Consider the following 15340-nt stretch of genomic DNA (forward strand, 5'->3'; position numbering starts at 1 on the left):
AAGACGATTTCCTCGCCGTGCTTCCACTCCTTGAGCACGAAGGGGCCGCTGCCGATGGGCTTCTCGCCGATTTCCTTGAGGTCGCGGTCCAGCGAAGCCGCCGAATTGATGCCGAAGGCCGGGCTGGAGAGCAGATCGGCCAGCCAGGGCTGTGGCACCGTGGTGTGGAACTCGACCGTGCGCGCGTCGATGACCTTGGCCTCCTTGAAGAAGGAATCCGGCACGGAGGTGGAAATCTTCAGCCAGAAATCGAAGTTCTTGGCCACGGTGGCGGCATCGAGCCGGGAGCCGTCGGTGAACACCACGTCATCGCGCAGCGTGAAGGTCCAGACCGTGCCATCCTGCTTCCAGGCGGTGGCGAGCCAAGGCTGCAGCTGCTGCTTTTCATCCAGGAACACCAGGCTGTCGAGGAGCTGGCGGCGCGGGTATTCGGCCTGCGTCCACCATTGGTAGAAGGTTTTGGGCTCGATCGAATGCAGGTAGACCAGGGTGTCCTTGTCGTCTTGTGTCGTGGCCGTGGCCGGCACGCCGGCCAGCAGTCCGAATGCGGCCAGGCCATATGCCATCCATTTTGCTGGAAACGCCATTGATGATTACCTCGTGGATTGTTGGGCAAAAAAAGACTGCACGCGAATGGATATTTCGTGCAGTCGGTGATCGGCCTGTCATGGATGGATCAAACCCATTCCGGTATCCCGATTGACAGGGATCAAAATCTATCAATGAAAATGGCAGTCGATTAAGAATATTTGCTTGTATTGTTATTCGCAGCAGGCATGTACTGCGGTAACCCATTCATATGGAAAGTATTTTGTGATGCGTGGTTGATTCGATATTCCAGATGGTGATTTATTCATAAGAAAAATGGATGCCGGTTGCAGCTGGATCGGGTGGCCCGCGAAAAGATCGCGAACAGGTTCTCAGTGCCGGTGGCCGGCCGCGGCGCGGCCGGGCTGGGGCGTGCTGGCGATGACTTCCAGCTCGCGCCGCCAGTCCGTCGCCGAGGGCGGCGCGTCTTCCGGCACGATCTGCAGGCGCAGCCAGCCATCGGGGTCGATCAGGAAACCCGTGCCGGCCAATTGCCCAAGGGGGCGCCCGCCGGCGATGGCCAGCGCCTGCCAGGCATCCGGTCCGTGGGCCGTGCAGTCCACCGCCGGGTTTTCGCCAATGCTTGGCAGCCGTCCGACCCGCACCGTCACGACTGCCATGTCGTCGACGGCCGCAGGCAACCAGCCGCTGGCCGGCGCAGCAGCGGACCCCGGGTCCGCCAGCAGATAGACGAAGTGGCCGCGCAGCTGCGTCAGGCTGCGTTCCGGGCGGTGCGGGCAGTCGATGGCCAGCGCAGGGGGAGGCACGGCATAAGGCCAGCGCTGCGTGCCTTGCACGATGTGGCCCGAGACCCGTGCGCGGAAGTAGTCGATCAGCTGCCAGCGCTGGCGCGCATCCAGCGTGGCGATGGTGCCGTGCGCAAAGGGGCTGTGGCCAATGCGGTCGAACACCCGCGTGAGCCAGTCGAACAGGTCGCCGTCGCTGCGTTGCCAGATGTTGTAGACGCTGAGGTCGGCCGGGTTGTCCTCGCTGCGGGCGCAGGCTTCGGTGCAGTGGCGTTGCAGCAGTTCCTCGCCGCGGACGATGGCGGCGGCGGTGTAGCCCGTCTCCGAACGGTAGAAACTGCCCGGATGCGCGGGCAGCACGAAGTGCCGCAGATTGGGCGCCGGCAGCCAGAGCAGCAGCAGGGCGGCCAGCAGCGGGCCCGCCACGCGCGTGCGTCGCCACAGCAGGCTGGCCAGGCCGAGCAGGAGCACCCCCGCCAGCACGAGGCCGCGCCACACCTCGGTGCGGATCCAGGGCTTCTCCCAGGCGCGCGGATCGGGCTGCCAGGGCAGTGGCCATTGCGGCTGCAGGTGCAGCGCGGGGGGCTGCGAGGCCAGCAGCACGGCCAGCAGCAGCACCGGCAGGCCGGCCACCGTTTCCCAGCCGATGCTGCGGCGCAGTGCGCTGGCGCCGGTGTGCGGCAGGCGCGGCGTCAGCACCAGCCGGTGGAAGGCGGCAAAGGCCAGCAGCAGGGCGAAGCCCAGGATCTTGAGCAGTGCCAGCTGCCCGTAGCGGGTCCCGAGCCAGCCGCCGAGCTGGGTGAGCGGGTTGCCGATCAGGCGTTCGGATTGCCACCAGGCGGTCAGCGCCAGCGTGGCAACGGCGAGCAGTCCCAGCCAGGAAAAGCGCGTGACGGCCAGACGCGCGGCGGAAGGGCTGGCCAGGCGCAGCCACTGCCGCAGCGGCAGCAGGCCACCCAGCCAGGCCCCGGCGGCCAGCACGTGCAGCGCCACCAGCCAGGCCAGCGCGCGGTCTTCCAGCGCGGCGGCATGCCCCAGCCGGGCCTGCAGCGCGACGGCAGTGGCGGCCAGCAGTGCAGCCGGCAGCAGGCGCTGCTGGCTCAGCGTGCTTTGCTGGCTGTCCGAACCTTGAGGCCAGCTACTCACTGCCAGCCATACGGCGGCGAGCGACAGGCCCGTGCGACCCAGCAGGGCCTGGCCGAACTGCGTCTCTGATGCCACCAACCAGAGCGCCGGCAGGCCGGCCTGCTCGGTCATGGTCATGGCCTGGGCGGGCAGCCAGACCAGCACCGCCAGCAGTTGGAGACACAGCGCGACCAGCAGGAGGCGCCGCGTCCACTGGCCGAATGCGGTATGGACGAAGCCGGCCGAGGCGCTGGCGCTATCGGTGGTACCGGTGGTATCGGGGAGTTGCCAGGGCCTGGCGATCCACAGCGCAAACAGCAGGGCACCGAAGATCTGCAGCGAGGCGATCAGGTCGAGGCCGCGCCCGAGCAGCAGGAGCGGCGGCGCCAGGTCGGAAAAGCTCCAGGGCATGAAACGGTGTGCGCCGGCTGTGGCGTGCCTTGGCGGCAAGGCCGGCCACGGCGGCTCGCGGCAGGGTTCAGGGCGTGACGGTGAAGCGGTACTGGCCCTTGGTGCGGTGGGTGTCCACCGAGGTGATGGCCCACTCCACCGTGTAGGCGCCGGCCGGCAGGGGCTGCCGCAGGCCGATGCTGAGGATGCGGGTGTCGTCGCTGGAGACCTGCGGCTGGCCGTCGTCCACCGCCTCGCCGGCGGCATTCTTCACGCTCAGCGCGGCCAGCGCGGGTTCGAGCCGTTCGGTGAAATGGATCTGTACGCGCTCGGGCGCCTGGGCGATGCTGCCATCGACCGGCGGCTGCGCCGATTCCAGGTGGGCGTGGGCCCACAGCGATGCCGAGCCGAGCAGTGCGGCCAGTGCGATGGCCGCGCGATGCGTTCCTACCATTGAATATCCCCTTTGCGGCCAACCACCAGCTTGTTGCGCAGCTTGAAGAGCGCGGTGGTCAGCAGTGAAAAAAGCAGTGCCATCAGGAAAAGACCGGCGATGAGGTGGCCGTAGGCACCCCAGCTTTGCGACCAGTCGAGGAAGTAGCCCAGACCGGACTTGACGCCGACCATCTCGGCGACGACCAGCACCGAGAGCGCGCTGCCCAGGCCCATGAAGAGGCCCACGAACACATGCGGCAGGGCGGCCGGCACGGCCACGCGCAGCAACAGGAACCACTGCGAGGACCCCTGGGTGCGCGCCACGTCGTAGTACTCGGAGGGCACGCTCTCGACGCCGGACCAGGTCAGCACCGCCACCGAGAACCAGGTGGCCAGCGCCACCAGGAACACCCCGGCGGTGAAGCTGCTGGGAAAGGCGAACAGCGCCACCGGGATCAGCGCCGTCGCTGGCACCGGGCCGATGTAGCGCAGCACCGGGCGCGTCCAGTAGCCGACCTTGCGCGACCAGCCGGTCGCCAGGCCCGTCAGGAATCCGGCCGCGGCGCCCAGGCCCACCCCGGTCGCCAGCAGGATCAGCGAGGAACGGATTCCGTCGAGCAGCCGCGCATATTCCTTGAAGTACACCTCGACGATGGCCTGGGGACCGGGCACGTAGGGTTGCTTCCAGTAGCCGGTCTTGCTCGAAGCCACCTGCCAGATGGTCAGCAGCACCGCCAGGCCCGCCAGGCGGGGGCCATTGCGCTCGAACCAGCGGCCCGCGGCACCCAGGCGGCCGCGCAGCGGTATGGCCGCCAGCAGCAGCGCACCGATCAGCACCTGCACGGCGGCGAGGTCGGCGGTGAGGCTGCTGCCGGGCTGCCCGGGCAGGTCCGGCCAGGCGTAGGTGACGAGCCCGGCCAGCAGCCAGGCCAGCCCGGCCACGCCCAGGCGCAGCAACTGCCGGACGGGCGCTGCCACGTGGTTGGCGCTGGCGGTTGTGATGCCGACGCTCTCCGGCGTGTGGCTCAGGGCAGTCTGGGTCATGAAGCGCTCCCGGCTCGGGTCTGCATCAGCTCAGCACGTCCACCGAGACCTTGCGCGCCAGCGCATCGACGTCGGTGCGTCGGCGCAGGATGCCCACTTCCTGCAGGTCCTTGCCATAGGCCGAGAGGTGCTGGACCAGGCGGTCGCCGGCCGGGTAGTGCACGTCGTGTGTGTGCGAGCGGATGATCTCGGCGAGGATGGGGCGCTCGATCGGCGAGTACTGCGTGAAGATCTCGGCAGCCTCGTCCGGGTTCTCGCTGACCCACTGGGCCGATTCGAGCAGCGCGCGGGTGAAGGCGGCGGCATCGCCCCGGCGGTTCTGCACGAACTCCTCGCGAACGCCGATGGCGCAGCAGGCCAGCTGCTGGTGCTCGCCGAAGTGCAGGCCGCCGATTTCGGCGAATTCGTCCTTGTGCTGGCGGAAGGTCACGTAGATGGCCGGATCGACGCCCGAGACCGCCTGCACCTCACCCTTGGAGAGCGCCTCGCCCAGCAGGTCGTTGGGGAAGACCTTCCACTCCACCTCGTTCTGCGGGTTGATGCCGACCTTCTGCAGCTCCACGCTGAGGAATTGCTTGGCCGGGTTGTCGATGCTGGGCACGCCGATCGACTTGCCCTTGAGCGTGGCGTAGTCCACCTCCTGCGCACCGTTCTTGGCCAGCACGCGGATGCAGCCGCCATGCACCGTGCCGGTGAACTTGACGGCCACGCCTTGTTCCAGCGGCTTGAGGTATTGCAGGATGAAGTTGACGTAAGTGTCCACCTTGCCGGCCGCCACCGCCTCCACGCCCTGGGCAAAGCCCGAGCCGAAGTTGACGAACTCGACGTTGGCGCCGTGCTTCTCGAAGAAGCCCTTGGCCTGCGCCACCGGCTGCGAGATCAGGCAGATGCCCGAGCCGTTCCAGCCGACCTTGATGACCTCGCCGGTGGGCTGCTGCGCGCGAGAGAGGCTGGGCAGGCCCACGCCGATGAGCGGCGCGCCCACGGCCAGCGCGGCGGCGCCGCGCAGCAGCCTGCGGCGGGAGGGATCGATGGTGCGGTGATGGAGGGAATGGGTCATGGCATGCCTTTCAGTCTTGCAGCGAGTGACGGGTTGGATAGGGGGCGGACATGGAGGGGAAGGGTGGGGCCTACCAGCTGGCATCCAGCCCCAGCAGCGCCAGGCTCTCGCGCCGCAGTTCGGCCAGGCGCGGATCGCCGCGGTGGCGCGGGTAGGGCAGATCCACCTGGAAATCGGCCTTCACGGCGGCCGGGCGCGGACTGAATACCACCACGCGGGTGGCCATGAACAAGGCTTCCTCCACGTCGTGCGTGACCAGGATCGCGGTGAAGCCCTTGGCGCGCCAGAGCGAGACGATCTCCGCCTGCATGCGCAGGCGCGTGAGCGAATCGAGCTTGCCCAGCGGCTCGTCGAGCAGCAGGATGGACGGGTCATTGACCAGTGCGCGCGCCAGCGAGACGCGTTGCGCCATGCCGCCCGAGAGCTGGTGCGGATAGGCCTTGCCGAACTGGGTCAGGCCCACCAGGTCGATGGCCTGGTCAACCCGCTCGCGCTGTTGCCGCAGGGTGCCCTGTGCCTCCGGGCCCAGCGCCACATTGCGCCAGACGGTGCGCCAGGGAAACAGCGTCGGGTCCTGGAACACCACCACGCGCGACGGATCCGGCCCGGTGATGGGGCGGCCGTTCTCGCCGAGTGCACCTGCGCTGGGTGGCTCCAGGCCCGCGATCAGCCGCAGCAGCGTGGACTTGCCGCAACCCGATGGCCCCAGCAGCGCGACGAACTCGCCCGGCTGGACATCCAGGCTGACCTGGTCGAGCACCGGCAGCACCGCGCCGTCGAGGTCGAAGGCGTGACTGACCTGCTCGATGGCCAGCGATGCCCCGGCGCCCGTTGCCTGAGGCCGGGCGTCTTCCCCGCCGTATGCCCCTGCCCCGATGTCCGGCGCCAGCTCGGGCTTGCGTGCCAGTCCTACCATTTGACCAATCCTTTCTGCCAGGACAGCCAGTGGTCCCGGATCTTGAACAACAGCGTGATGGAGCCCGAGCACACCAGCGCCAGCACCAGAATCGTGGTCCAGACATTGGCGTAGGCCGCCCAGCCCTGCGACCATTGGATGTAGAACGCCATGCCTGCCTTGACGCCGATCAGCTCGGCCACCATCAATGCCGAGAAGGCCGCGCCCAGGGCCATGAAAAGCCCGACGAAGACATTGGGCAGTGCCGCTGGAATGGCCACCTTGGTGATCAGGCCCCAGTTGCCCAGCCCCTGCGTGCGGGCGACGTCGTAGAGCGCCTGGTCAACGTTGGCCACGCCCGACCAGGTCAGGATCGCCACCGGAAAACCCGCCGCCAGCGCGATCAGGAAGATGCTGGCGCTCCAGCTCGTCGGAAACGCCAGGAAGACGATGGGCAGCAGGGCCGTGGCCGGCAGCGGGCCGATGAAGCGCAGCACCGGATGCACCCAATAGCCGATGTGGGTGGACCAGCCGATCGCCACCCCCAGCACGAAGCCGGCCAGCGCGCCCAGCGCGAAGCCGACCGTCACCAGCTGCAGCGAGGCCCAGAGGTGTTTGAGCAGTTCATCCCATTCCCACACCAGCACCTCCAGCAGCGCCTGCGGCGGCGGGAAGAAGGGCTGCGGCAGCCAGCCCAGCTTGGCCGCCGTCAGTTGCCAGACGGTGAGAAACAGACCCGAGACGATCAGCCACGGGGCGCGTCGCGCCAGAAACTGCCCGAGGCGCGGCAGCCACGGCGAGAGCAGGGCGCCGAGCACCAGCAGCGCGGCCAGCACACCGGTGCCGATCACCCATGTACCGGTCTCGCTCCAGTCGCCCACGTCCTCGAAGGCGGCGGCGCTGATGGATGCCAGCGCCCATGCCGCACCGGCAGCCAGGCTGGGCAGGGCAATCTGTCGCCAGCGCCCGATGGGCGCGGCATGCGCGCTTGCGGGCAGCAAGCCGCCCGGGCCGGCTGGATGGGAGGCAAGTGTCGAGGCCATGGGAGTGACAGGGACTTTGGTGGCAGAACTGGGGTTGAAACAGGGCCTGTTGCGTGAAGCCGCGCACAGAAACGAAGCCGGATGATGCTGCAGAATCCTGATTCTGTAAGCGAATACTTTGAAATATGCAAATGAGGTTTCAGTGGAATGGCCGGGGATTCATTGGTGATGTGATATTTGAATATGATGAAAAGTTTTTAGGAAAATTGAATATATATTGAATGGTGAGTCATATCAGTTGGTTGCATGCATGTCCGGGATGGCCTGGGAAAAGGGAGTTTCGGATTGGCTGGACGCAGGCACCGGCTTTTGGGGGGTGAAATGGAACATGCGTCCATATAAAAGTTTGAAATGAGTTGATGCAGGGCGCCATGGTTGTGGCGCCTGGTATTGGTTGCGAGAGAAACCTCTGAATCGAGGGGGGCGATGAAATCGATGAAATCGATGGAGTCGACAGGGTCCGGCGGTTTCCCTCGGTCTTGGCGGACGGCAGGGAAAGGGCGCAATGGAGCCTGCGGCGCGGCGCAGGCTCCGGACCTTGGCGGATGGCGCGCCGATCAGGCTGTGGTCGGCGCCTGCGTCAGGTCGGTCAGCAGGTCATCGATGTGTTCGATGTCGATGGACAGGCGCACCGTTTCCTCCTTGACGCCAAAGATCGGCACGCCAGAGCAGGTGGCCGATGACATCGAGCATTGGTTCAAGGCCCCAGCGCGGCCGATGGCTTCAAGCGGATGCCCGGCGTGCTGTCCGAGGGCCTGCAGGCGTTCGTCGATGAGACTGTGCCCATCCTGCGGCGGCGGGGCCTGTTTGGAGGGGCCTGTTTCGCACCGAGCATGAGGGCAGTGCCGTACGCCACCGCGTGGGTCTGGCCCGGCCGGGCCAGGCACTGCGCGCGGCGGTGTGATTGAATGGCGGGTGCATGCCGATGTCCCATCCATTCATTCCAGGCAGCGCTCGCCCAGGCAGGCTCAGTGGCTGATCATCCACGGCCGCTTGGCGGGCGCGAACTTGGCGCCTTCCGGCGTGGTGACGGTGGCCCTGGATTTGCCGGACTGCCCGCTGCAGCAGCCGCAGCCGGCCGGGTGCTTGTAGCGCTGGTAGTCCTTGGAGCGGATGGGTTCGTGGCGCGCGCGTTCGTTGATTTCGGTGGCCCGGCGGGCATTGCGGGCCATCACGCCCAGGCGCGGTGCGGAGGCAAAGATGCGTCCGCAGTCGCTGTCGCCACATGCGGGGCAGGTAGCAGGCGCGTCGCGCAGTTCGTAGCTGCGCATGGCGTCGAAGCCGCCGCAGCCGTTGCAGTGGTACTCGTAGGTGGGCATGGCCGGTCCTCGGTTGGGCTGGGGTGCGGGGCGAGCCGCAGCTGCGGCGGCGTGCCCCACAAGGTTCAGAGATCCGGCGAGATCGGCATGTCGATGCTGCCGTCGAGGTACTTGACCGGGCCGTTCGGGCTGAGGTTGATGTCGAAGTCGAAGATCTGCGTCGGCAGCCACAGCGTGGCGCAGGAGTTCGGGATGTCGACCACGCCGCTGAGGTGGCCTTGCACGGGCGCCGAGCCGAGGATGGCATAGCCCTGCGCGCCGGAGTAGCCGAACTTCTTCAGGTACTCGATGGCGTTGAGGCAAGCGTTCTTGTAGGCGATGTTGGCGTCCAGGTAGTGCTGGGTGCCGCTCTGGTCGACCGAGATGCCCTCGAAGATCAGGTAGTCGTTGTAGTTGGGCACCAGCGGGCTGGGCTTGAAGACCGGGTTCTTGATGCCGTACTTCTCCACGCCGCCCTTGATGAGCTGCACTTTCATGTGCACCCAGCCGGCGGCCATTTCGATGGCCCCGCAGAAGGTGATCTCGCCGTCGCCCTGCGCGAAGTGCAGGTCGCCCACCGAAAGGCCAGCGCCATCGACGTAGACCGGGAAGTAGATGCGCGAGCCGCGCGAGAGGTCCTTGATGTCGCAGTTGCCGCCATGCTCGCGCGGCGGCACGGTGCGCGCGCCTTCGGCCGCGGCCTTGTCGCGCGCCTCGCCCTGGAGCTTGCCCATGTGCGCGGTGTCGGCCTTGGGCGGGTTGGCCAGCGGCGGCACGCGCGTGGGGTTGGTGTCGATCAGCGCCTGCTCGCGGCTGTTCCAGGTGTCCAGCAGTTCTTTCGAGGGCAGGCAGCCGATCAGGCCGGGGTGGATCTGGCCGGCAAAGCGCACGCCGGGAATGTGGCGCGAGCTGGTGTAGATGCCATGAAAATCCCAGATGGCTTTTTGTGCCGACGGGAATTCATCGGTCAGGAAGCCGCCACCGTTGGTTTTGGAGAAAAAGCCGTTGAAGCCCCACGGCGCCTCTTCCTTGGCGCCGAGGTCGAGCAGGTCGACCACCAGCAGGTCGCCCGGCTCGGCACCCTTGACGCCGACGGGGCCGGAGAGGTAGTGCACGATGGACAGATCCAGGTCGCGGATGTCGTCGGCGCTCTCGTTGTTGCCGATGGCTCCGGCCGTCCAATCATAGGTTTCGAGGATGAAGTCGTCGCCGGGGTTGACCCAGGTGGCCATCGGGATGTCCGGGTGCCAGCGGTTGTGCACCTGTTCGTTCTGCGTGGCGGGCTGGTTCAGATCGACCTTGATGAGGGTTTCGGCCATGGTGAGCTCCTTGTGGGCTGGGGTGAAGAATCGGCAGGGTGAGGTTCGGTTGCTCAGGCGCGACCGCGGAGCAGGCGCGGCCCGGGCCAGGCCCCCCCGCGGAACGGGCTTTGCCAGGCCGCTGGGGGTGTACCCTTTCCCGCGCAGCGCGGCGAGAGAAGGGGGGAGGCGGCGCAGCCGCACGGGGGATGCGCCATGTCAGACCGAGAGATAGGACTTGATGTGCGCCTGGTCGGTGTCGGCCCGGGCGGTCTCGTGCACGAAGCGGCCGCCCTCGATGACGAACAAGCGGTCGGCCACGTCCATCGCGAACGACAGCACCTGCTCGGAGACGACGATGGTGAGCTTGCGCATCTCGCGGATCTCGTTGAGCGCCTTGGCGATGTCCTTGATGATGGAGGGCTGGATGCCCTCGGTCGGCTCGTCGAGCAGCAGCACCTTCGGGTCGGTCACCAGCGCGCGGGCAATCGCCAGCTGCTGCTGCTGGCCGCCGGAGAGGTTGCCGCCCTTGCGCCGGCGCATCTCGAAGAGCACCGGGAACAGCGCGTAGATCTCGTCGGGCACGCTCTTGCTCCTGGCATTCTCCAGCCCGGTCTGGATGTTCTCCTCGACGGTGAGGGTGGGGAAGATCATGCGGCCCTGCGGCACGTAGGCGATGCCCTTGGCCACGCGCCGGAAGGGCTCGTCGCGGCTGACGTCATGCCCGGCCACCCGCACCTGGCCGCTCTTGAGCGGCAGAATGCCCATCAGGCTCTTGAACAGCGTGGTCTTGCCCATGCCGTTGCGGCCCATGATGGCCACGGTCTCGTTCGGCAGGGCATCGAAGGAGATGCCGTGCAGCGCTTCGCTCTGGCCGTAGGCGGTGTGCACGTCCTGCACGGAAAGATTGGCGTTGGTGGCGTTGTTCATTGGGGCTCTCCGGTGCCGCGGCATGTGCGGCTTGAAGGGGGCGCGTTGAAACAGGCAGGGCCCGCGGAACTGGCTTTGGCAGGCCGCTGCGGGAGCCCCCCTTCCCGCGCAGCGCAGCGCGGCGGGAGAAGTTGGGCGCGGCGAAGACGTTCGAGGGGATGCTCCATGTCAGTGCCCCAGGTAGACATCGATGACCTTCGGGTCGGATTGCACCTTCTCCATGGAGCCTTCGGCCAGAATCCTGCCCTGGTGCATCACCGTCACCTTGTGGGCGATGCGCTTGACGAACTCCATGTCGTGCTCGATGACGATGACGGCGCGGTTCCGGCAGATGCGGTTCAGCAAGTCGGCGGTGAGGTCCCGCTCGCTGGCGCTCATGCCGGCAATCGGCTCGTCGAGCATCAGCAGTTCCGGGTCCTGCATCAGCAGCATGCCGATCTCCAGCCATTGTTTCTGGCCGTGCGAGAGCAGGCCGGCCTCCACCTCCAGCCGGTCGGCCAGGCCAATGTCGCTTGCCACCTCCTGCACGCGGGCCTTGACGGCGTCGGTGCACTGGAAGGCCAGCGCGCCGAACACCGAGCGGCCTTCCGGGTAGGAGACCTCCAGGTTCTTGAAGACCGACAGGTTCTCGTAGATCGACGGTGTCTGGAACTTGCGGCCCAGGCCCAGGCGCACGCGCTTGAATTCGGGGATGCGGGTGATCTCCTGGTTCTTGAACTTGATGGAACCGGAGCTGGCGCGGGTCTTGCCGCAGATCAGGTCCAGCAGCGTGGTCTTGCCCGCGCCATTGGGGCCGATGATCACGCGCAACTCGTTCCTGTCGATGTAGAGAGTCAGGTTGTCGATGGCCTTGAAGCCGTCGAAGGAGACCGTGAGATCTTCCACGGCCAGGGCGAAGTCGGTGTTGGTGCTCATGCGGCACTCCCTTCTTTGGCATCCCGTGCGGTGGTGGCAGGCGCGGAGTCGGCTTCGGCCTTCGCCACCGCGGTGGCGGCCCGGCGCCTGAAGAGGCGTGGCTTGATGTGTTCCTCCCACACCCCGGCCAGACCCATCGGGAAGGCCATGGTCACGCCGATGAAGAGCGCGGCCATCAGGAACAGCCAGGCGTCGGGGAAGCTCTCGGAAAAGGCGGTCTTGCCGGCGTTGATGAGCAGCGTGCCGTAGACCGCGCCCACCAGGCTCATGCGTCCGCCCACGGCGGCGTAGATGACCATCTCGATCGAAGGCACGATGCCCACGAACGAGGGAGACATGAAACCCACCTGCAGCGTGAAGAGCGCGCCGCCGATGCCCGAGAGCGCCGCGGCCAGGCAAAAGGCGAAGATCTGGAAGCTCGCCACGTCATAGCCGGAGAAGCGCACCCGGTCCTCCTTGTCGCGCATGGCCAGCAGCAGCGTGCCCAGCTTGCTGGTCTGGATCCAGCGGCACAGCACGATGGCGCCGATCAGCAGCGCGCAGCAGACGAAGTAGAGGATGTGCTTGGCCTCGTCGGTGCGGATGTCCCAGCCCAGCAGGGTCTTGAGGTCGGTGATGCCGTTGACGCCGCCGGTATAGCCCTGCTGGCCGATGATGAGCACCGTCAGGATCAGCGCCACCGCCTGCGTGATGATGGCGAAGTAGACGCCGCTGACGCGCCGCTTGAACATCGCATAGCTCACCAGCCAGGCCAGCGCCATGGGCACCAGGATCACCGCGATCAGCGCCAGCGGCAGACTCTTGAAGGGCAGCCAGATCCACGGCAGCTCGGTGATCTGGTTCCAGTCCATGAAGTCGGGAATGCCCGGCGTGGACTGGATCTTGGTGGCTTCCGGGTCGGAAGCCTCGAGCTTGAGGAACATCGCCATGGCATAGCCGCCGAGGCCGAAGAACACGCCCTGGCCGAGACTGAGAATGCCGCCGTAGCCCCACAGCATCACCAGCCCCACCGCGACGAAGGCGTAGCACAGGTACTTGCCGATCAGGTTGAGGCGGAAGATGTCCAGCGTCATCGGCAGTACCAGCAACAGCAGTGCGCTGAGGATCAGCAGGCTGACGAGCTGGTAGCGCCCGATCCATTGTTTGATTGCGTTCATGGAAATCGCTCCTTGCTTAGCGGGGCCTTCAGCGGCGCACCTTGCTGGCGAACAGGCCTTGCGGGCGGATCATCAGGATCACCACGATCAGCGACAGCGTCAGCACCTTGGCCATCGAACCGCTGAGGAAGAACTCGGCAATCGACTGGGTCTGGGCGATGCCGAAGGCCGAGGCGACGGTGCCCAGCAGGCTGGCGGCGCCGCCGAAGGTGACGACCAGGAACGAATCGACGATGTAGAGCGAGCCCGAGGTCGGCCCGGTCGAGCCGATGGTGGTGAAGGCCGCGCCGGCGACGCCGGCGATGCCGCAGCCGATGGCGAAGGTGAGGCGGTCGGTTTTCTTGGTGTCGATGCCGATGGCATTGGCCATCATCCGGTTGCTGACGGTGGCGCGCACCCGCAGGCCCCAGCGGCTCTTGTAGAGCGCGAGCATCACCAGGCCCGTGACCAGGATGGTCAGGGCCAGCACGAACATGCCGTTGATGGGGATGTCCAGGCCCTCGGCGGGTGCCCAGGAACCCATCAGCCAGTCGGGCAGCGTCGGGCTGACTTCCTTGGGGCCGATGAAGGTGCGAAAGCATTGCTGCAGCGCCAGACTCACGCCCCAGGTGGCCAGCAGGGTATCGAGCGGGCGCTTGTAGAGGTGGCGGATCAGCGCCCATTCGAGCAGCCAGCCGGCGATGAAGGCCACGATGAAGGCCAGCCCGATGGCGACCGGGAAGTAGGCTGACATCAGATTGGGCATGTGGTTCTGCGTGAGCACCGAGGCCATGAAGATGACGTAGGAGCCGATCGTCATGAACTCGCCGTGCGCCATGTTGATGACGCCCATCTGGCCGAAGATGATGGCCAGCCCGAGCCCCATCAGCAGCAGCACGGCAAACAGCGAGAGGCCGGCGAAGCCCTGCATCAGGGTGATGTTCCAAATGTCTGTCCAGGTCATGGCCTGCTCCTTTTCATGGCCCGCCGGGCGGCGCCGGAAACCGCGCGGGTAGGGCGCTGGCTGCGTTGTCGTTGAAGGGGATGATCGGATGGGGTGAGGGAAGGCGGGGGCAGGCGCATGCGGATGCGGATGCGGCACGCAGCGGTCGCCGGCATTGCCGGGCGACCGCTGGCGGGCCGCCGCCCGCCGGGGCTTTACTGGTAGCCGGCCGGGAACGGATCGGGCTTGATCAGCTCGGCCGATTCGGCCACCACCTTGAAGGTGCCATCGGGCTGGCCCTGGCCGATGCGTGCCTTGCTCCACAGGTGGTGGTTTTCGTCGATCTTGACGTAGCCTTCCGGCGCGGTGGTCAGCTCGATGCCCGGCGAGGCCGCCACCACCTTGTCGATGTCGAAGCTGCCGGCCTTCTCGACGGCGGCCTTCCACAGCCACGGGCCGAGGTAGGCGGCCTGCGTGACGTCGCCGATGACGGCGTTGGGGCCGTACTTGGCCTTGAAGGCCGCGACGAACTTCTGGTTGTTCTCGTTCTCGAGGGACTGGAAGTACTTCATCGACGAGTAGAAGCCGGCGAAGTTCTCGCCGCCCACGCCGGTCATCTCGTCCTCGGTGACCGACAGCGTCAGCAGGAACTGCTTGTCACCGGTGATGCCGGCGGCCTTGAGCTGCTTGTAGAAGGCCACGTTGGAGCCGCCCACCACGGCGCAGAAAATGCAGTCGGGCTTGGCGATCTTGATCTTGTTGATCAGCGAGTTGAAGTTGGTGTGGCTCAGCGGGTAGTATTCCTCGCCGACCACCTTGCCGAGCTTGCCCACGCTTTCAATGTGTTTGCGCGCGATCTTCATCGAGGTGCGCGGCCAGATGTAGTCGGAGCCGACCAGGAAGAAGGTCTTGGCGGCCTTCTCCTTGGCGCCCCAGTCGAGGCTCCAGATGATCTGCTGGGTGGCTTCCTGGCCTGTATAGATGACGTTCTTCGACTGTTCCAGGCCTTCGTAGAAGGTGGGGTAGTAGAGCAGGCCGTTTTCCTTCTCGAAAATCGGCAGCACGGCCTTGCGCGAGGCGCTGGTCCAGCAGCCGAACACGGTGGCGACCTTGTCGCCCACCAGCAGCTTGCGGGCCTTCTCGGCGAAGGTCGGCCAGTCGGAGGCACCGTCTTCCTTGATGACCTTGATCTTGCGGCCGAGGATCCCGCCCATCTCGTTGATCTGGTCGATGGCGAGCTGTTCGGCCTGGATCGAGCCGGTCTCGGAGATCGCCATGGTGCCGGTGGCCGAGTGCAGCTGGCCGACGGTGACTTCGGTATCGGTAATGGCCAGGCCGGTAGTGTTGACCTGGGCGGTCGGCGGTGTCTGGCCATAGCCAAGCCTGCCAAGGCCCAGTCCCATCAATGGCAGTGCCGCGGCGCCCTGGAGCAGACGACGGCGACGCAGGGCCAGCAGTTCGGGCGGAAGTTGGGGTTTGTTGGACATCGTTGAC

The 15340-nt window shown here is 66.4% G+C and carries 15 protein-coding genes and 1 pseudogene; 1 reads left to right on the forward strand and 15 read right to left on the reverse strand.

The window, feature by feature from the left end; genetic code table 11:
- From EV687_RS00005 to EV687_RS19010, 8 genes are all read right to left on the reverse strand, one after another.
- Positions 1-566 (reverse strand): ABC transporter substrate-binding protein (locus EV687_RS00005; protein WP_242612395.1); only part of this gene is annotated, 566 nt, incomplete at its 3' end.
- A 354-nt stretch (positions 567-920) separates the two neighbouring features.
- Positions 921-2870 carry a copper resistance D family protein gene (locus EV687_RS00010; RefSeq protein ID WP_122225854.1) on the reverse strand — a complete coding sequence of 650 codons (1950 nt, stop codon included), beginning with the start codon at positions 2868-2870 and terminating at the stop codon, positions 921-923.
- 67 nt (positions 2871-2937) lie between these two features.
- Positions 2938-3303: a copper homeostasis periplasmic binding protein CopC gene (copC, locus tag EV687_RS00015; RefSeq protein WP_122225855.1), complete on the reverse strand. Its 366-nt coding sequence runs from the start codon at positions 3301-3303 to the stop codon at positions 2938-2940.
- The gene (locus tag EV687_RS00020) at positions 3297-4328 is read right to left on the reverse strand and encodes an ABC transporter permease (RefSeq protein ID WP_122225856.1); all 1032 of its coding nucleotides are present in this window, start codon (positions 4326-4328) and stop codon (positions 3297-3299) included. The genes copC and EV687_RS00020 overlap by 7 nt, the downstream gene beginning before the upstream one ends.
- A 25-nt stretch (positions 4329-4353) precedes the next feature.
- Positions 4354-5388, reverse strand: a complete 1035-nt coding sequence (locus tag EV687_RS00025) for an ABC transporter substrate-binding protein (RefSeq protein WP_162846496.1) — start codon at positions 5386-5388, stop codon at positions 4354-4356.
- 70 nt (positions 5389-5458) lie between these two features.
- On the reverse strand, positions 5459-6304 hold the full coding sequence (locus EV687_RS00030; protein ID WP_207226353.1) for an ABC transporter ATP-binding protein: 846 nt from the start codon (positions 6302-6304) through the stop codon (positions 5459-5461).
- Positions 6298-7326, reverse strand: coding sequence for an ABC transporter permease (locus tag EV687_RS00035; RefSeq protein ID WP_122225859.1), 1029 nt, complete (start codon positions 7324-7326; stop codon positions 6298-6300). The genes EV687_RS00030 and EV687_RS00035 overlap by 7 nt, the downstream gene beginning before the upstream one ends.
- A 557-nt stretch (positions 7327-7883) precedes the next feature.
- Complete coding sequence (locus EV687_RS19010) at positions 7884-8012, reverse strand: hypothetical protein (protein ID WP_341273246.1); 129 nt, start codon at positions 8010-8012, stop codon at positions 7884-7886.
- Between EV687_RS19010 and EV687_RS19060 the strand changes: the two are divergent.
- Positions 7981-8230, forward strand: a pseudogene (locus tag EV687_RS19060) (hypothetical protein); the annotation flags it as partial. The gene EV687_RS19010 and the pseudogene EV687_RS19060 overlap by 32 nt on opposite strands.
- Before the next feature lie 64 nt (positions 8231-8294).
- Here EV687_RS19060 and EV687_RS00040 read toward each other — a convergent pair.
- The 7 genes from EV687_RS00040 to urtA all read right to left on the reverse strand — a co-directional run bounded on the left by EV687_RS00040 (position 8295) and on the right by urtA (position 15333).
- Positions 8295-8645 (reverse strand): FmdB family zinc ribbon protein, encoded by a 351-nt coding sequence (locus EV687_RS00040; protein WP_122225860.1) that lies wholly within the window; start codon positions 8643-8645, stop codon positions 8295-8297.
- 65 nt (positions 8646-8710) lie between these two features.
- The gene (fmdA, locus tag EV687_RS00045) at positions 8711-9943 is read right to left on the reverse strand and encodes a formamidase (RefSeq protein ID WP_122225861.1); all 1233 of its coding nucleotides are present in this window, start codon (positions 9941-9943) and stop codon (positions 8711-8713) included.
- A 198-nt stretch (positions 9944-10141) separates the two neighbouring features.
- Positions 10142-10852, reverse strand: a complete 711-nt coding sequence (urtE, locus tag EV687_RS00050) for an urea ABC transporter ATP-binding subunit UrtE (RefSeq protein WP_122225862.1) — start codon at positions 10850-10852, stop codon at positions 10142-10144.
- Positions 10853-11020: 168 nt separating this feature from the next.
- Complete coding sequence (gene urtD / locus EV687_RS00055; protein ID WP_122225863.1) at positions 11021-11767, reverse strand: urea ABC transporter ATP-binding protein UrtD; 747 nt, start codon at positions 11765-11767, stop codon at positions 11021-11023.
- Complete coding sequence (urtC, locus tag EV687_RS00060; protein WP_122225864.1) at positions 11764-12924, reverse strand: urea ABC transporter permease subunit UrtC; 1161 nt, start codon at positions 12922-12924, stop codon at positions 11764-11766. The genes urtD and urtC overlap by 4 nt, the downstream gene beginning before the upstream one ends.
- 28 nt (positions 12925-12952) lie before the next feature.
- A complete protein-coding gene (urtB, locus tag EV687_RS00065) occupies positions 12953-13867 on the reverse strand; it encodes an urea ABC transporter permease subunit UrtB (RefSeq protein ID WP_122225865.1) in 915 nt (304 codons plus the stop codon).
- Between the two features lie 194 nt (positions 13868-14061).
- A complete protein-coding gene (gene urtA, locus EV687_RS00070) occupies positions 14062-15333 on the reverse strand; it encodes an urea ABC transporter substrate-binding protein (RefSeq protein ID WP_122225866.1) in 1272 nt (423 codons plus the stop codon).
- Positions 15334-15340: the final 7 nt, after the last annotated feature.

Source organism: Corticibacter populi (assembly GCF_004217315.1).
GTDB lineage: Bacteria > Pseudomonadota > Gammaproteobacteria > Burkholderiales > Burkholderiaceae_C > Lampropedia > Lampropedia populi.